This window comes from Cytobacillus spartinae, assembly GCF_042865285.1.
GTDB classification, from domain to species: domain Bacteria; phylum Bacillota; class Bacilli; order Bacillales; family Cytobacillaceae; genus Robertmurraya_A; species Robertmurraya_A spartinae.
Genome location: NZ_JBIACK010000011.1, coordinates 162,746 through 179,832, shown reverse-complemented (window position 1 = coordinate 179,832; position 17,087 = coordinate 162,746). Strand labels below are relative to the sequence as shown.

19 protein-coding genes and 3 other annotated features are annotated in these 17,087 nt (G+C 35.1%); of the genes, 10 read left to right on the top strand and 9 right to left on the bottom strand.

What is annotated here, in order from left to right; all coding sequences use genetic code 11:
- Nucleotides 1-71 precede the first annotated feature (71 nt).
- Complete coding sequence (locus ACFYKX_RS19820) at nucleotides 72-527, bottom strand: CoxG family protein (RefSeq protein ID WP_389362879.1); 456 nt, start codon at nucleotides 525-527, stop codon at nucleotides 72-74.
- Nucleotides 528-697: 170 nt separating this feature from the next.
- Here ACFYKX_RS19820 and ACFYKX_RS19815 point away from each other — a divergent pair, with 170 nt between their 5' ends.
- The gene (locus tag ACFYKX_RS19815) at nucleotides 698-928 is read left to right on the top strand and encodes a hypothetical protein (RefSeq protein WP_389362877.1); all 231 of its coding nucleotides are present in this window, start codon (nucleotides 698-700) and stop codon (nucleotides 926-928) included.
- 41 nt (nucleotides 929-969) lie between these two features.
- Here the strand turns inward: ACFYKX_RS19815 and ACFYKX_RS19810 are convergent, their stop codons facing one another.
- Nucleotides 970-1,413, bottom strand: a complete 444-nt coding sequence (locus ACFYKX_RS19810; protein WP_389362875.1) for an NUDIX hydrolase — start codon at nucleotides 1,411-1,413, stop codon at nucleotides 970-972.
- A gap of 130 nt (nucleotides 1,414-1,543) precedes the next feature.
- Here ACFYKX_RS19810 and ACFYKX_RS19805 point away from each other — a divergent pair, with 130 nt between their 5' ends.
- Both ACFYKX_RS19805 and ACFYKX_RS19800 read left to right on the top strand, forming a co-directional pair.
- Complete coding sequence (locus ACFYKX_RS19805) at nucleotides 1,544-2,068, top strand: CBO0543 family protein (protein ID WP_389362873.1); 525 nt, start codon at nucleotides 1,544-1,546, stop codon at nucleotides 2,066-2,068.
- 85 nt (nucleotides 2,069-2,153) lie between these two features.
- The gene (locus ACFYKX_RS19800; RefSeq protein WP_389362871.1) at nucleotides 2,154-2,624 is read left to right on the top strand and encodes a hypothetical protein; all 471 of its coding nucleotides are present in this window, start codon (nucleotides 2,154-2,156) and stop codon (nucleotides 2,622-2,624) included.
- Between the two features lie 44 nt (nucleotides 2,625-2,668).
- Here the strand turns inward: ACFYKX_RS19800 and ACFYKX_RS19795 are convergent, their stop codons facing one another.
- Together ACFYKX_RS19795 and ACFYKX_RS19790 are read right to left on the bottom strand one after the other, a co-directional pair.
- Nucleotides 2,669-3,121, bottom strand: a complete 453-nt coding sequence (locus tag ACFYKX_RS19795; RefSeq protein WP_389362869.1) for an SRPBCC family protein — start codon at nucleotides 3,119-3,121, stop codon at nucleotides 2,669-2,671.
- 6 nt (nucleotides 3,122-3,127) lie between these two features.
- Nucleotides 3,128-3,463: a MerR family transcriptional regulator gene (locus ACFYKX_RS19790; RefSeq protein ID WP_389362867.1), complete on the bottom strand. Its 336-nt coding sequence runs from the start codon at nucleotides 3,461-3,463 to the stop codon at nucleotides 3,128-3,130.
- 234 nt (nucleotides 3,464-3,697) lie between these two features.
- Here ACFYKX_RS19790 and ACFYKX_RS19785 point away from each other — a divergent pair, with 234 nt between their 5' ends.
- The 5 genes from ACFYKX_RS19785 (at nucleotide 3,698) to thrS (ending at nucleotide 10,332) form a co-directional block, all read left to right on the top strand.
- On the top strand, nucleotides 3,698-4,657 hold the full coding sequence (locus ACFYKX_RS19785; RefSeq protein ID WP_389362865.1) for a methyl-accepting chemotaxis protein: 960 nt from the start codon (nucleotides 3,698-3,700) through the stop codon (nucleotides 4,655-4,657).
- A gap of 569 nt (nucleotides 4,658-5,226) precedes the next feature.
- Nucleotides 5,227-6,219, top strand: a complete 993-nt coding sequence (locus ACFYKX_RS19780) for a glutathione S-transferase family protein (protein ID WP_389362863.1) — start codon at nucleotides 5,227-5,229, stop codon at nucleotides 6,217-6,219.
- Nucleotides 6,220-6,232: 13 nt separating this feature from the next.
- The gene (locus ACFYKX_RS19775) at nucleotides 6,233-6,733 is read left to right on the top strand and encodes a GNAT family N-acetyltransferase (protein ID WP_389362861.1); all 501 of its coding nucleotides are present in this window, start codon (nucleotides 6,233-6,235) and stop codon (nucleotides 6,731-6,733) included.
- Nucleotides 6,734-6,953: 220 nt separating this feature from the next.
- Entirely contained in the window at nucleotides 6,954-8,210 is a 1,257-nt protein-coding gene (locus ACFYKX_RS19770; RefSeq protein WP_389362859.1) for a TolB family protein, read from the top strand.
- Between the two features lie 88 nt (nucleotides 8,211-8,298).
- Nucleotides 8,299-8,520 (top strand) — a binding site (T-box leader).
- 72 nt (nucleotides 8,521-8,592) lie between these two features.
- Nucleotides 8,593-8,815, top strand: a binding site (T-box leader).
- A 38-nt stretch (nucleotides 8,816-8,853) separates the two neighbouring features.
- Nucleotides 8,854-9,069: a binding site (T-box leader), on the top strand.
- A 54-nt stretch (nucleotides 9,070-9,123) separates the two neighbouring features.
- The gene (gene thrS, locus ACFYKX_RS19765; RefSeq protein ID WP_389362857.1) at nucleotides 9,124-10,332 is read left to right on the top strand and encodes a threonine--tRNA ligase; all 1,209 of its coding nucleotides are present in this window, start codon (nucleotides 9,124-9,126) and stop codon (nucleotides 10,330-10,332) included.
- A 51-nt stretch (nucleotides 10,333-10,383) separates the two neighbouring features.
- On the opposite strand, the gene ACFYKX_RS19760 is transcribed toward thrS, so the two are convergent.
- A complete protein-coding gene (locus ACFYKX_RS19760) occupies nucleotides 10,384-12,171 on the bottom strand; it encodes a PAS domain S-box protein (RefSeq protein WP_389362855.1) in 1,788 nt (595 codons plus the stop codon).
- A 171-nt stretch (nucleotides 12,172-12,342) separates the two neighbouring features.
- Entirely contained in the window at nucleotides 12,343-12,486 is a 144-nt protein-coding gene (gene sda / locus ACFYKX_RS19755) for a sporulation histidine kinase inhibitor Sda (RefSeq protein WP_389362853.1), read from the bottom strand.
- 454 nt (nucleotides 12,487-12,940) lie between these two features.
- Between sda and ACFYKX_RS19750 the strand changes: the two genes are divergently transcribed.
- Both ACFYKX_RS19750 and ACFYKX_RS19745 read left to right on the top strand, forming a co-directional pair.
- Nucleotides 12,941-13,396 carry a MarR family winged helix-turn-helix transcriptional regulator gene (locus tag ACFYKX_RS19750; protein ID WP_389362851.1) on the top strand — a complete coding sequence of 152 codons (456 nt, stop codon included), beginning with the start codon at nucleotides 12,941-12,943 and terminating at the stop codon, nucleotides 13,394-13,396.
- A gap of 65 nt (nucleotides 13,397-13,461) precedes the next feature.
- Nucleotides 13,462-14,355: an alpha/beta fold hydrolase gene (locus ACFYKX_RS19745; RefSeq protein WP_389362849.1), complete on the top strand. Its 894-nt coding sequence runs from the start codon at nucleotides 13,462-13,464 to the stop codon at nucleotides 14,353-14,355.
- A gap of 54 nt (nucleotides 14,356-14,409) precedes the next feature.
- Here ACFYKX_RS19745 and ACFYKX_RS19740 read toward each other — a convergent pair whose 3' ends face one another.
- The 3 genes from ACFYKX_RS19740 to ACFYKX_RS19730 all read right to left on the bottom strand — a co-directional run bounded on the left by ACFYKX_RS19740 (nucleotide 14,410) and on the right by ACFYKX_RS19730 (nucleotide 16,875).
- Nucleotides 14,410-14,832, bottom strand: coding sequence for a hypothetical protein (locus ACFYKX_RS19740; RefSeq protein ID WP_389362847.1), 423 nt, complete (start codon nucleotides 14,830-14,832; stop codon nucleotides 14,410-14,412).
- A 126-nt stretch (nucleotides 14,833-14,958) separates the two neighbouring features.
- Nucleotides 14,959-15,918 carry a calcium/sodium antiporter gene (locus ACFYKX_RS19735; RefSeq protein ID WP_389362846.1) on the bottom strand — a complete coding sequence of 320 codons (960 nt, stop codon included), beginning with the start codon at nucleotides 15,916-15,918 and terminating at the stop codon, nucleotides 14,959-14,961.
- A gap of 180 nt (nucleotides 15,919-16,098) precedes the next feature.
- Nucleotides 16,099-16,875: a class I SAM-dependent methyltransferase gene (locus ACFYKX_RS19730; RefSeq protein WP_389362844.1), complete on the bottom strand. Its 777-nt coding sequence runs from the start codon at nucleotides 16,873-16,875 to the stop codon at nucleotides 16,099-16,101.
- Between the last annotated feature and the right edge of the window lie 212 nt (nucleotides 16,876-17,087).

The window sequence follows — 17,087 nt, the reverse complement described above, 5'->3', positions numbered from 1 at the left end:
CAATTTTTTCTGAAAAATGTTTAGAACTCCATTGTAAAAGACAGCGCCCCTAGGTGCGCTGCCTCACTCAACTACCTCTTGATTGTCTGTAATTCTCCAATTCTTTTTGCAACTGCCTGTGTTAAGTCCCTAGTCATTTCTGGGACGTTGTTTTTCAAAATGGAATTAACCATTTTTCCCATTTTACCCTCAGCTTGAATATCAAGACTTCCTGTCATAAGGGTTTGGTCTTCATCTATTGATCTCGCTTCAAAGTACCCACTACCCGTGAACTTTTCATTAATTCCTGTAAGGTTGAATGTTACCTTGTTAGGCTCTACCCAGCTTGTTATATCTACTTTTAAATGAACTTTCTTTTTCATAATTCCAATATCGCTTTTGAATTTCCAGGTAGATTCCTTCTCGTTAAGAATTTCGTGCTCTATGTAACCAGGTACTAACGGCGCCCAGTTATCCATTGTACTTACAAAGTGCCAAACACCCTCGATTGGTGCATTGACCATGACGTTGCATAAATCTTTTGGCATTTCATTTCTCTCCTTTTGTCCATCTTGATGAATAGTCCGATTAAAAATTCTTACCCATCTTTACACTATTCAATAAGACATAAAGAAATGACTGAAATATAAACATAAAATCTACAGGAAGTTTTATTTCACAAATGTTGTGGATACTACCTTTATAGGAGGTGATTGATTTGAAGGAGGAAGACTTTAATCAAGATACTACAGCTGCCAATATAAAAATAGTAGAGAAATTAGAAGACGGTCATGTGCACGGTTCAACAGATGGCTTATCGGAGGCAACGGCTGCAAACTTCAAAATTCAAGAAGCGTTTTATGGGGATGACGATAGGGCAAATGAGATAGCTCCAACTTATATGAACAATAATACCCCAGCCATTAAAATAAATGAGGATGGGGATTGATTTGAGAAGAAAGCTATCTAATGATAGGATAGCTTTTTCTCTTAAACATCTATTTTACCATTAAGAAATAACTCTTTTAGACCATTAGGGTAGAGTACGTAATAATCAGAGAGAATCTCTTTCTTCAACATCCATTTTGCACGACTTATGTATGGACCTTCAGTTATAGTAAAGGTTTCCCTCTCATATAAATCTTCATTTTTAAAGTCTACTACGTAAATTTGTGTTAATTCATGACCTATGTTTTCATCGATCTTATAGATATTTTCGAGACAAGTTACATAGCGTTTTACTATGATTTCTACCCCTAGTTCCTCCATAAATTCTCTTTTTAATGCTTCTTGTGATTTCTCCCCTAGCTCAATGGTTCCACCTATTGGTCTGTAAAAAACACCTGTCCCTTTCGAATGCTTCCCTTCTTGTTCTTCTAAAAGAATATAGTCATCCTTAAAGATTAACCCTAATGTATTTGCTCTTGGGCCCATTTGACACTCTCCTCATTGGTTGACAAATTAACATATTAAATAATGCTTCATAACACAATATTAATTTTTCACTAATACACAGGCATTACTTCGTACAAAATAAGGAAAAACTCTAGAGGATTGAAATCCGATGCACATTATTCTTACGATTGTCAGCATTATTGCTGTTTGGATCAGAGGTGATCACCGTGAGTGGAAAAAGTACTATACCACGATGCAGTACATTGCAATTGGTAATCTCACTTATAATTTTCTTTGTGCTTCCCATTGGTTATGGCGTTTATCTCCAGATATAAAATGGTTCAACCATACGATTTTAGAAATGGCATATACGTTTATTGTATTTCCTTTTACTGCTCTCATGTTCCTGTCCCATTATCCAGAAAACGAAGGACGATGGAGAGTTATTAGACACTATCTATTTTGGATTGGATTATATGTAGCGATAGAGTTCGTATTGATGGTACAAGGCAGTATTCTCTACAAATATGGGTGGTCCTTAGGTTGGAGCGCATTATTTGACTGTCTAATGTTTCCTTTTTTACGTCTTCATTTTAAAAAACCTTTGTTTACTCTTATTGTAAGTGTTCCAATCGCTATATTTTGGTTATGGTTATTTGAAATTCCTGTATACCTACCAATCGAACAAAGATAATGAAAAAAGCATTTTTCAAGAAAAACGAACAACTTGAAAGTGAGTGAAACTCTTGATTCATCCTGGACTGTTTATAGGGTTTTCCATGTTTTTTAGCATATTCTTGTTAGTCGGGAATGCGGCAAATATGTTCACCTTTTATCTAATCGGACTAACTGGAGTAGGTTGCTTTATTCTCCTAACAGGAATAGTTATTCAAAAGCGTTCAGACGCAATAAATAAAACATTTCAAACCGATAAAAATTATCCCACCATAATGGTAAAAGGGGCAATCATTATAGCGGGTATTGCTATGCTAATGAGTTCAATTGATTACTGGAGAGACCTCCCTTACTATATCAATAAGGAATTTTCCATTGTAAAAGGGAAACCAACTCTTGTTGATGAGTATGAAAAATCGAAAGGTGGCACCGATATTTACATCACAATTGACGGAAAGGAAATGAAATTATACCCTGAGCCAAAATATGATAATCCAAATGAGTTATATGAAAAGGTAATTACCGTCTATTATCTTCCTCATTCTGATTGGATTGAGAAGTATGAAATGCAATAAGAAGTATTAAAAAGACAGTCTCCTGAGGACTGCCACAATTCGTACTATTCCTTTAGAGATTCTTTCTCAACCAGTTCAAGGAAGTCTTGAACCACTTTTTTATTATTCTTTTCCCCTCCAAGTTTCAACATTGCCCTTCCAACAAAATTAAGCCCCTTGTTATGTCCTTCATAAATAAACCTGGTTTTTGATTCAGCCATTTTTTCTAACGTGTAAGAGAAGTTAATTTCAAATGCTTTAGCTAATACAAAACCGAGTTTTTTATGCTTCTTGTTTTCAGTATTTTCATAATCTAAAACTTCAACGATGTACGTTTCAACTCGTTTTCCTTCTTTATATTTTTGCTGATATTTAGAGCCTATTTCCCCATCATGCTTTTCAACTAGCTTATGCTCAACTACTTTAGGCATAATTCTAGTTATATTCTCCTCATCAAATAAACTCCATACTTTTTTGATATTCGCCTGAATAATGACCTCGTCTTTCCATTGAATCATTGTTTTTTACTCCCTTCCTGTTTTGAGAAATTCATCAATTTCGTTTATGTTTTGTTTTAAGCAATCTATCTGTTTTTCAATTTCTTGTTTTTTTAAAACCAGTAAATCCTCTAAATGAGCAAACGATTCATCATTCATGACCGATTGCATTTCTTGAATTGTTAACCCGAAATTTCTTAATTTTACTAACAGCATTGCCAACAAAAAAGATCCGTCATCATAGTATCGATATTGGTTACTAGGATTGATATAAACAGGCTCTAATAATTTGATTTGTGCGTAATATCTTAATGTCTCTTTACTCAACCCAGTAATTGAAGAAAACTCGCTAATTTTATACATGCTCCCCCTCCAATACCTTCATCATAAACCATGGGGTGCACCACATGGTCAATCAAATTCCACAAAAAGATTACTCGTTAAATGATTTACGGGCATAGCAGTTCAACGAAAATCTAGCATAATCTCAATAAAATGTTACATATCCATGAATAATTCCGAAATAACTACCTTTTCTTTCCTATTAAATATATAGTTAAATATGACTAAAATAAAGTTAAAGGCGGATGGAGAAAAATGATTGGAGTAAAAAAGTCCCTAGTTTTAGAAAACGAACAACTTAAAGAACAGGTTGACATATTAAAAAAGGAAATCCAACAAAAAGATCAACAGGTTATTCATTTCCTAGAGAATTTATATAGTGATTTAGTGTCCACTGTACATCAACATGAAAAGGTAAACTCGCAGCATCATGTCTTAGGTGAATTACTAAGTAAAATCAGGGACCATTTTAGTGAAGTTAATTCAATCAGTCAGCAATCAAACGATGTATCTACGATAATGATGCAAAAAGGGATGAAATTAATTGAATCCACGCACGAAATGGTTGAACATTCCAAGGAGGGTAAGGACTCTGTAAATAAGGTTGAACAACTAATTAAAAAAATGGGTCAGCAATCTGAGGAAACATCTAAAAACATGACTCAATTAGGAAAAAGCTCGAAAGAAATTCAAGATATCGTAAAAGTGATAAATGATATCGCCGATCAAACCAATTTACTAGCGTTAAACGCCTCAATTGAAGCAGCTCGTGCGGGAGAGCACGGTAAAGGATTTGCTGTAGTTGCACAAGAAGTTCGCAAGCTTGCTGAAAATACAGCTACTAGTACAAAAGATATAGCCGAGCTAACAAGAACCATACAGCAAGAAATTGATGCTGCTTTAAGAGATACAGAACAGAATATTTCTTTCGTTAAAGATAGTATTGAACTAAGTTCACTAACAACCAATAAAATAGATGTGATTGCTTCCGTCATTGAGACCGTCCAAACGGAAGTAAAGGATGTATTAGAAACGATTGAGAAACAAAAATCGTATAGTCAAATTGTCATGGATGAAATAAGCACTACAAGAGATATTTTTGACCGTGCCAACCAAACGATTCTTCTCCACATTGAAGATGCACAACTTGTAGATGATCAGCTTGAAAAAGGGATTGAAATGCTAAAGCATAAACAATCTTTCTTATCTGAATAAGTACTTGAAAGTAGTGGAACTGTTTATCCACTACTTTTTTTGGGGTTGGTTTTAACTTTGAGGTGCAAATTGTCGCAACAACACTCTCTTAGCTCCATATTTTCATAGTCCAAGCAATATTTTTGCACTAACTCAGGATCTTAGAGTCTTTTTTTCTTGTTCCAAGCAAATTTTTGACACTAACATCTACTCTTAGTGCCGTTTTTCTGTATTCCAAGCATTTTTTTTGCACTAACACACACTCTTAGTGACCTTTTTTCGCATTCCAAACAAATTTTCGGCACTAATATCTAATCTTAGTGCAATCTTTTCTTATCCCAAGCAAATTTCATGAACTAAGGCGTGCTATCTTAGCCACCTCATTCCGTATATCGAGCAACTTTTAACACTAACCCCACTCAATCTAACAGAATTTGAATATAAAACTTTATTCTCAAACAAAGTGGCATTTAAATTTTCAAAAATATCAGCAAATTCCTTGACGCATTTAAATACAAATAATACGATTCGATAAACAGCATATTTTCCTATATGCGTTTTCAAAACAACTCAAGGAAAGGATGTTATCATTGTCGTCATCTACTAACAAAGCTACTGAAATCACTTCTGATGGCTCTTTTAATAGGCAAAAAAACAGATTTGTTACTCCATTTGGAGACAATCCTGGAGACCTTCCTGTAGAAGCAGGTAGATACAGGCTTATCTGGTGTGCTGCCTGTCCATGGGCACATCGCTCTGTAATTGTTCGTAACATTCTAGGTTTAGAGAACGTTATTAGCTTAGGAACAGTTAGCCCCATGCGTCCTAGACTTGAACATGTAGACTGGGAATTTTCCCTTGATCATAATGGAGTCGACCCAGTCCTGGGCATTAGGTATCTAAGTGAGATTTACAAAAAGACAGATTCAACATACGCTGGGCGTCCAACTGTTCCGGTTATGGTAGATACAAAGAAAAATGAGGCCGTTAACAATGACTACTTCAAACTAACAAACTATTTTGAAACGGTTTGGTCCCCATTCCATAAAGAGGAGGCTCCAGATTTATACCCTATCCATCTACGAGAAAAGATAGATTCACTAAATGACACTATATTTCATGACATAAATAATGGTGTTTACAAGTGCGGGTTTGCAGTATCTCAAGAATCATACGAACAAGCCTACGATTCGTTATTTGCTAGACTCGATGAGCTTGAGGACCTTTTATCTAATAGCCGCTTCCTACTCGGTAATTTTATTACGGATTCTGATGTACGCCTTTATACAACTCTTGTTAGATTCGATGCTGCCTACTACACGGCATTTAATACGAATCGAACTCTAATTCGTGAGTTCCCTAATCTTTGGGGTTATGTTCGGGATTTATATCAAACACCTGGATTTGGCGATACGACTGATTTCGATGCGATTAAACAGCATTATCATCTATCTATTACTATTTTTACAAATAAGGATGAAGTCAAGATTCTACCTAAAGGTCCTGATTCTACTGGCTGGAAAACAGAACATAACCGTCAAAAATTAAGTAATCAAGTTGAGAAGTTCCTATACTCAAAGTAAAGAAGGGTTTAAGATGATTATTCGCAATGCGACTATAGATGAAGTATCCTTTATTCGTGAGCAAAGAATTAAAGCATACAGTGAACACTCGAAAGCCATTTCTGATGAGCATTGGCAGGCTCTAAAAAAAGCCATTTCCTCTGAAGCAGATATTCAGTCTGGCGTTGACTTAATAGTTGCTGAATTAGATGGGAAAATAGTTGGGAGTGTTGCACTGTTTCCACCGAAATCAGATGCATATGAAGGATATGTGGATGAGCTCGATTATTCAGAAATCCGCTTACTTGCAGTAGACCCCGAAGCTCGAGGCAAAGGAATTGCTTTTGCTTTAATCACAGAATGTATAAAACGGACAAAAGAAAAAGGCCTTGATGCCATTGGTCTACATACGGCCGAATTTATGAAAAGTGCATTACAGCTATATGAACGTATTGGATTTGAACGACTTCCCCAATATGACTTTGAGCCGGCTAATGATGGAATTATTGTAAAAGCTTTTAGATTAACAATATAGACGCATATTTTCATAAGATGACACCTAAAAACATCTGACGGTTTGGTCAGGTGTTTTTATTTTGGATAATAGGTCGACCACTTTGAATAGTCCAAACATAAGGATTTTAATAAATCAATTAATAGACCACTCCTCTTATTCAGAAAAATACTTAAATTCCTCTAAAATCCACATAATAAAAAGATTACTTTATTAGATACTCTTAGGAGGGGTAAACAATATGTGGAGGTTCCTAATATCCGTTATCATCTGTACACTTTTCTTCCCACCTACGATGATTTTAGCAGATAATATCGTTCCTAAAGCTGCCTTTGTCAGAGATGGAAACCTTTGGATTTTTATAAATAATGCTGAGAAACAAATTACATTTGAAGGGAAAGTGTTTGATACACCTCAATGGTCACCTGATGGTCAATCGGTTATCTATCAAAGGTTAGTACCTTCCGAATATGTTGATGGTGAGGATCAGTCAGAAGTTTGGATTTATCATATTCAAACAGAAGAGAAGAAAAAACTGTTCCACGATGGATACTCACCAAGATGGGCACCAGGAAAAAATATACTATCATTTAATTCAAAAGGTATCTTGAATATTTCTGACATGGAGAAATTTTATAACATAGCTACTGGTGTAAGTGGTTACACTTGGTTACCAGACGGCAGTGGTTTTTTATTATCTTCATCTGGTGTCCTTCGTCCTGATGGTTGGACAAGTTCCATTTTATATACAAAAAAGGTGAAAGATAATTATTCTGATATAATTCTATTCGGTGGTGTGGATCACTTTTTTACCCTTCCACGAGAAATCGGTGTTGATGATAACAACAAAATAATTGCCGTCTATTCGAGCGACTTTACCTTTTCACCCTCAAACAATTGGATTTCTTTTGTTGTTTCCCCTACTGCTTCATGGTCTATGGATAGCAACATGCTATGTGTGATCTCTAGTGACGGAAAAGATTTTGAGGTTTTAGATGAAATGATTCTTGATGTGGGGAAACCTAAGTGGGCACCATCTAATGATACGATTGCATTTATTGCCGGTGGTGGGAGAATTGTGTTTGGCTTTAAGAACAAGGATTTAAAGGTGAGGGAAATGCCAGTATCGGGAACTTACACCCCTGAGGACTATGCCGACCTTGACTTCGATTGGATTAGTAATGATGAATTAGTGACGTCAAGAATAAAGGAGAAAGAGTGGTCTAATGACTTTAGTGAACATCCCCTTCCTTCTCTTTATTTTATAAATTTGCCTAAAAATAAACAAATTCAAGTTTCACATCCACCTAAAGGGTTCGGTGACTTTGCACCCCAATATGTCTCAACCATGAAACAGCTTGTATGGCTTAGAGGTACGTCTATCACGGATCATAACAGAACTCTTTGGAAAGCTAATCCGGACGGTACTGGTGCAGAGGAATGGATAAAGAATGTTGAATTAATTACTTTTTTCAAAGGGTATGGGAAGGAGGATTAAATCACTAATAAATACTTTATTTATTTAAAATACCTATTGACATTTGGTTATTCCCACCATATAATTCATAAAAATACCATTTAAATTACAAAAAGCTAAGAAAAGGACATGAATCATTTTGAACTTTCTTTTCTAGAGATTAGGGTCACTGGCTGAAAGCCCTAAAGGAAAGAGGATGATTTACCACCTTGGAGCTATTATGGGGAAATGTAAGTATCCATAATCGGGAAATCCGTTATCTGTTATAGAGCGTAATGTATTGACTACATTACGAAATTAGGGTGGAACCACGACCACACTCGTCCCTTGCGTATGGATGAGTGTGGTTTTTTGATGTTTCTGAAAATAAATTTAAAAGTAATCCAAGTTACAATAGAATATTTTTAAGGCTTTGATAAGGACATGAATGATTTCTACCTTTACTTTGCAGAGATCAGGGGCGCTGGCTGAAACCCCTGAAGTAAAGAATATCATTTACCACCTTGGAGCTATTATGGGGAAAAGAGAGTATCCATAATCGGGAGATCCGTTATTATTTTTGAGCGTAATGTACAATGACATCATTACGAAATTAGGGTGGAACCACGACCGCACTCGTCCCTTTACTAGGGAGGAGTGCGGTTTTTTGTATATAAAATAATAATAAATTGCTTTGATAAGGACATGATTCATCCTAACTTTTCTTTCCAGAGATCAGGGTCACCGGCTGAAAGCCCTGAAGAAAAAGGTTGATTTACCACCTTGGAGCTATTGCGGGGAACAAAAGTATCCGTAATCGGGAAACCGTTATCGATTTGAGCGTAATGTGCTAGTCACGTTGCGGAATTAGGGTGGAACCACGACCACATTCGTCCCTATCTTGGGATGAGTGTGGTCTTTTTTATATTCAATTTAAATTTTTGGAGGAAATAATATGTCAACTCATAATGAAGTTGAAATGAAGAATCACCGAAAGTTAAGTCAGCAATTAGAGTTATTTATGTCAATGGAAGAGGCTCCTGGGATGCCTTTCTTCTTACCGATGGGGATGGTTTTGCGAAATGAACTTGAAGGTTTTTGGAAAAGAAAGCATCAACAATCAGGATACCAAGAAATCAAGACACCTATTATGATGAAACAAGAACTGTGGGAGCAATCAGGTCATTGGGATCATTACCATGAAAACATGTATTTTTCCAATGTTGATAATCAAAATTATGCGTTAAAACCGATGAATTGCCCTGGTGCAGTGCTAATTTACAAAAGTAAACGAAGAAGTTATCGTGAACTTCCGATTCGTTTGGGCGAATTAGGGTTAGTTCACCGCCATGAACTGTCAGGTTCTTTGAATGGACTTTTACGAGTGCGCTCTTTCACTCAGGATGATGCACATTTATTTGTTAGGAAAGATCAGATTGAGATTGAAATTGATAAAGTATTAGATTTAATCCATGAATTCTACTCAGAGTTTGGTTTTAGTTATAAAGTTGAGCTCTCTACTCGTCCTGAGGATTTTATGGGGTCCGTACAGATGTGGGATCAAGCAGAAAATGCTCTTGAATCCGTATTAAAGAAAAAGTCTATAAGTTATCAAGTAAATGAAGGAGATGGTGCTTTTTACGGACCAAAGATTGACTTTCATATTCTGGATTCCCTGGGGAGAAGCTGGCAGTGCGGTACTGTCCAACTAGATTTTCAAATGCCTGAAAAATTCGATTGTCATTACATTGGTGAAGATAATAAACCCCACCGCCCGATTATAATTCATAGAGCGATTTACGGGTCGATTGAACGGTTTATGGCTATTCTTATTGAACACTATGGTGGTGAATTTCCATTCTGGCTTTCCCCTATTCAAGCAAAAATCCTGCCGATCTCCGATGCCCATTTGGATTTTGCTTATAAAATCAAATCGGAACTGGAGGTATTAGGGTACCGAATTGAAGTAGATGATAGAGTTGAAAAAGTCGGATTAAAAATCAGGGAAACAGAACTCCAAAAGGTTCCTTTCATGATTATCATTGGTGATAAAGAAATGGAAAAAGGATCCTTATCAGTTAGGAAACGGAAAGAAGGAAATTTAGGTGATATGACGATTGAGGAACTGCTCTATTTATTTAAATACGAACTTGTTAAACGATGAAACTAAAAAATCCAAAAAGGTTTAAAGACCTTTTTGGATTTTCACCTCATCTTATTGAACTTGTATAAGAGGTAACATTACTTCAACAGAAGTTCCCTTATTAACTTCACTAATAATCTTAACAGTGCCGTTGTGATTTTCAATAATATTCTTACTAATCATAAAACCTAAGCCGGTTCCATTTTCTTTTGTTGTATAGAAGGGCTGTCCAATCTTTGATAAAATTTCTTCAGGAATACCAGATCCTGTATCAGTAAAACGAATAAAAATCTTATCATCCAATAAAACTTCAATTTTTAGTGAACCACCATTAGACATAGCTTCCATTGCATTTTTAATAAAGTTAATAAATACCTGTTTAATTTGATTTTCATCACATAAAATTACTGGCACTTCTAGATCAAATTTCTTAATAATCTCAATGCTATTCATATTGGCTTCAGCCTCAAGCAACGAAGTAACGTGCTCCAAAGTTTTTCGAATATCACATTGTATCATTTTCGATTTTTGTGGCTTTGCTAGGCTTAAAAGCTCAGTTAAGATAAGTTCAATTCGGTTGATCTCATTATGTACGATATCATAATATAAATCTTTTTCATTGGAATACTGCAATAATTTTAGGAATCCTTTAATAGATGTAAGTGGATTTCTAATTTCATGTGCGATAGCAGCCGCTAGCTGGCCCGCAATAGAGAGTTTCTCAGACTGAATCATTAGTTCTTCAGCCTTCTTCCTTTCAGTAATATCACGCTTAATTACGGCAAACCCGTTAATCAGATGTTGATGATCCTCTATAGGAAAACTCGTGATAAGTACGTTAATGTATGTGCCATCTTTTCTTAATCGTACTGTTTCATGCTCTAAAAACCCATTCCCTTTTAAAACTTTAATCTTATAGTTTTGAACCTCATCAATTCGGTCTTCGGGAATAAGTGGAAGATTATCTATGTTCGTACCTATTAATTCTTTTACAGTCCATCCAAATGACTTTTCGGTTGCATGATTCGCTTCTATTAGAATTCCATTTTGATCAAAAATTAAAACAGGATCCAAATTATTATCAATGAACGACTGCAATAGTGAACGAACTGTTTTTTCTTCTGTTATATCCCTAACCACTCCTGCGAGAGCAACAGTATTATTCTCTTCATCACATATAGGAGACATGCTTATACTGGTTGTAATAAGTCTTCCATCTTTCCTTTGCTTAATGGTCTCAAAATTACGTACTACTCTTCCTTCAAGTGTTTCGTTTATTAAATAGCGTGCATCGTCAAGTGTAAAATCAGGTGTTACCGGTAATTTTTCCCCTTTGATTTCATCTTCTTTCCAGCCAAATATCTCCTCGAAAGCCCTGTTTACCTGAATGATACAACCATTCAAATCAAATATACCAATTCCTTCTGATGATAAATCATAAAACGACTTTAATCGCTTTAGTTCCACCTCAGAAACCTTCTGTTCTGTAATGTCAACAACCTGTCCTATTGTCAACATCTTCCCCATAAATGGTGCTTGAGAAACTTTAAGTAATCCCCAAACTGTATGTCCCTGTTTATGGATGTAACGCTTCTCCATTTGAAAGGTAGTTATTTCTCCATTAAGAAGCCTTGTGTTTTGCATTAAATCCAGCATTAAATCTTTTGGATGGGTAACGGTATGAAAGCTCATTTTCTTAAGTTCTTCTTCCGTATAACCTAAATAATCACATAAAGATGAATTAACATGAAGGAATTTACCCTCCTCATCCATGACTGCCATACTAATAGGTGCGTATTCAAAAGCTCTATTAAATATATCTGCATTGATTGAATCTATTTCAAGAAAATTTTGTGTCATGTCAGATCCCCTATTAAAATATCGGATTGTATAAAGCCCCTATTTATTATGATAATATTTTCCAGTGTAATTAGATATACAAAGTGTGCATTTAACAAATTAACAGGATCTGAAATTAACTATCTCTCACCTAGTATGCAAAGATACTCTTTAATAATGGTGTGAAAGTAATTAATTTTTTTGAATCTTTTTTTGGTCAAGTTTTATATTCCTTTTATCTAGTTCTACTTTTAACATATGAATAAAATCATGATCTAACGCTAATTGCAGCGATGAGTAATAAGCCTCTATTAACTCTTTGTCTGAAATTTTCAAAACTAACTTTACCCCTTTATTTATAAATCTATTACGCTACTCAATAACTAACTTTCCAGTAGGGAAATAGCTTCCGTTAAACAAAGTTGATAAAACTCTTCTTTCCCATCTAACACTTTGTTCTAATAGCCTAGCCTCTATTATTCTCTTGAAATTATTTACAGTAAACTCGTCTACACATTAACAATCTCAGTATAGTGATAATTACATTTGTCTATTATACCCAACATCTTTAGGGGGGTAAAGGCTTTAGGACTGTTTAATGTACAGACCATTTTAGATTGGAGCTAAAAATCTAAAAAGGCATTGCCATTTCTTAATACCGAAAGGTTTTCTATTCTTATTCTTAACTTGAACTCGGTTTGGTATAAACAAAAGTAATGTAATATCACTAAATATTTAACTTTACTTAAATATTAAGCGTGCATTATAATTAAGTTAAGAGGTGGATTTTATGAATCAAGATATTCAAAAAATATGCTTAAAAATTGTCGATTATTCTAATGCGCTGAGTTCCTTTTTTTTAGAGGATTTTAAGAAGCTACACGATAACGAATTTTCTAATCTATCTACTAAGCAAAAAATTATCCTAGAGCTTTTAAGAGTGCAAAACCGTACCGTTAACGAGATATCACAATATTTTTCTATCACCGCAAGCGCAGCTAGCCAACTAATATCCAAGCTAGAAAAAGGGAAATACGTTAAAAGAGAAATTAATTCAGAAAACAGGAGAGAGATTATCGTTCAACTAGGAGAAAAAGGCATTGAATACAATAAAATGGTGGATCATAATCAGCTTTACATTATAGACAAATATTATGCTAAGCTGCCTAAGGAAGATCTTGAAAAACTCCTGGATCTTCACGAAAAATTATATAAAATTGCATCTGAGACACATCAGAAAGATTAATTTTTTTGTATAACACTTAAGTTAATTAAACTATTAACCAAACTTAATATAAGGGAGAGTTATCGATGAGTGACTTTACGATACAATTAAAAGACGGTCGTAAAATAGGTTACATTGAATATGGAGATAAAACTGGGATTCCCGTACTGTTCTTTCATGGTACTCCTGGATCTCGCCTGTTATATTTAGACGACGATGATGTTGCTAAATCATTGGGAGTTCGACTTATAAGTATAGAACGCCCTGGGTTTGGACTATCAACCCCAAAGCCTAACCGAACTCTCTTAGACTGGGCTGATGATGTTTCTGAAGTAGCTGATCAATTCAATTTGCATAAGTTTTCTATAATCGGTGTGTCAGGTGGCGGTGCATTTGCAGCAGCTTGCGCTTTTAAACTTTCTGAAAGACTACATTCTGCTACTTTAATAGCAAGTGCCACCCCTTTCCCGAACGGAAAACCACCAAAAAGTATGATGACGGCAAATAAATTAGCCTTTATTTTAGATAAGAAAGCTCCTTGGCTAATGAGAGCCAGTTATCGTTTGCACAAAAAGATCATGACTGAAAAGCCAGAAAAATATATAAGAGATACTAAAAAAGGGAATAAACACTTGAACGAGTGGGATCGAAAATTCTTACAAACAGATGAAGACGTCAAAGCTATGATGCTTCATTTAGGCGAGGCATTTAGAATGTCAGTAGACGAATGTGTAAATGAACCCGTTCTTCTTTCAAAACCGTGGGGATTTTCAGCAAGCGAAATTAAGACACCTGTTTATGTCTGGCATGGTGAAAACGATAAGATGTCACCATTTGATGAAATGAAAAAGCTTGCTGCTTCTATACCCGACTGCGAAACAAACTATATACCAGGAGCAGGACATTTCGTCTCTGAAGATGAACAAATTTGGAGAGAAATTCTCGGGAAAATTAAGAAAAGCCACCCAGTACACGAATGATTATGTTGTGTTGCGAATTAGAGGGTAACTCAAAATGATTACCCTCTAGAGGCCTTAAAAAAACGCCATAGCATCTGAGCTACTGAAACTAGTTTCCACATACTCTCTAATCTTCTTCCAAACCCCTTCCTCTTTACGAAATGTCTCAACAAAAAGTAATTTATTTTCGAATATTTCACCATCAATCTCAAACTTCACCCAAAATACAGCTATTGCTTCTTTATTTTTATTTATCTCTGTAAGAATATCCTCAAAGTACCATTTAGGATTTCTCCCTTTATAACTTTCATATGCCTGTTTCCACCCAACTTCCGAACCATTATAATCCCAATCACTAACAATTTCTTTGTGGGATGCCCACCTAACCTGTAAAGCATTTGAGGAGTGACACACAATTTGCGCTTCATCTAAACTATTCCATGCCTCTCGATAGCTGATTAAAAACTCTTTAAAATCAGCTAATAATTCCTTTGCCATCCAACCATCTCCTTTTCATGACCAGCAGAATAAACTTCTAAACAACTTGATGAAATTCCTTTCCAGACAAAAACCCGAATATTAGACATTCGGGTTTTAACTAAAGAATAAATTTAGTGACTTTATTTAATTTCTAATAATGATATAGACCATATACAAGATATAAGCACTGGCTAGGAAAATACCTTCATACTTCCCAATTTTGAAATGGGTTCTTGAGAAGATAAGAAGGACTCCAGTAAGTAAAATCATAAGCAGTACATCAATAAATATCTTGCTGTCTACTGCGAGCGGGGAAATTACGGAAGCTGCCCCCAGCACAAAAAGAATATTAAAAATATTGCTCCCTACAATGTTCCCTAGTGCAATTTCGCTTTCCTTTTTTAATGCTGCTGTAACAGAAGTAATTAACTCTGGTAGAGATGTTCCTACTGCTACGATGGTTAATCCGACTAATGTTTCACTCATTCCAAACGATATAGCAATTTTGCTAGCATTATCTACAACCAAATCTCCACCAAAGATAATTGCTGCTAAACCTAAGATGGTAAATAGAACGCTTTTTCCCGAAAAAGTCTTTTCTTTCTGAGCTTTCGGAGATTCTTTCATTTGATCACGACTATTTCTTGCTACTTCAAAAATGTAGTATAGGAAAATGGCGAAAAACAACAGAAAAATCAGCCCGTCACTTCTAGTTATAAAGTTGTTTTGAAATGACTGTAGACTAATATCGCTAATTAACACTATTAGAGCAATACTAGCTAAAAGTGTAAATGGGATTTCCTTTCGAATGGTTTCACTTTCAACTGTTAATGGGTTTAGTAGAGCTGTTACTCCTACTACAAACGTTATATTAAATATATTACTACCGACAACATTTCCAATGGCAACCCCAGCATTTTGTTCTAAAGCTGCAACAATACTTACTGTGGCTTCCGGTGAACTTGTTCCAAACGCAACAATGGTAAGACCTATTAATAATGGTGAGACATTTAGAGATTGAGCAATTTTTGATGCTCCTTCCACAAAATAATCAGCACCCTTAATTAATAATGCAAATCCAACTAGTAAAAGAATATAAGTCAATTTTCTTCCCCCTTAGGAAATGGGTTCCTTTGTTTTTGAGAAATGAATAAACAGTAGGAATGAAAAATATCCAATACAAAATAGTCTTTCCCATGCTTATAAAAATACACATTTTTCATGGTTTAAACATAGGGCTTTTTCCAAACCGGCACCTAATTTACTATGATTATTTTCTAACGTTTATTTTACTTTCCTACAAACATAAACCATTTCATAACTACCATTAGATATAGGTTTTTCGTTCCAATCTTGAAAAATATCGATAATTTCAAAACTATGTTGGGAGATCAGTCGTTCCAACTCTTTAGGAAAGGTATATCTTAAGTAGATATTTGTTTCCTTCTGGCCTATCATCTCATCAAGATTATTCTTTATTTTTCTAATGGTTTTATAGTGTTGAATTTGTTTAAGAGAATCATAATTACTTATGGTATAGACATCAACTGTATTATCGCTCGACTTGTCCGTATAAGTGCGCCAATACTCCTCTGTGTTCGGCTGTAACAGTTCTTCTGTACTTGGAAATCGAGTATTAAAGATAAAAACCCCTTCAAGTTCTAAATGCTGATTAACCGACGTGAAGAGTTGATCTTGTTCTTGATTTGATAAAAAGTGTTGAAATGAATTTCCTACCATATAGATTAGGTTGCTTTTTAATTTTAAATCAAGGTTACAACAATCTTGTTGAAACCATTCTATATCTAAATTTAGTTCAGCAGCTTTCGCTTTTGCCCTATCTATCATGCCTGTATGTAGGTCCACACCTATTACTTTATACCCTTCCTTTGCCAGAGGAAGAGTAACTCTACCTGTTCCACATGCTAAATCAATGATAATTTGATTTGGTTTAGAAGCCCATTTCGATAAGAAAGGGACCTCAATGACAAAATCATTTTCCGTATCATATAAAATTGGATCGTTGTATTCCTCAGAATTTCCTTTTACATCTTGCATCATTTCACCTCATATTATTATTACAATATTTTTCAACTGAATAGTTGTACTTCACCAACCGTTTATATCTGCTTTAAAGATAAACTTCAATGTCCCCCTTTGCATTCGTGCTACCTATAATGTTCTTCCTTTATTTGTATAATCCTTCTATTGCTTTTGTAGGAAACAAAAAAGAGCTTTAATAAAAGGAGTTAATTCCCTTAGTAAAAGCTCTT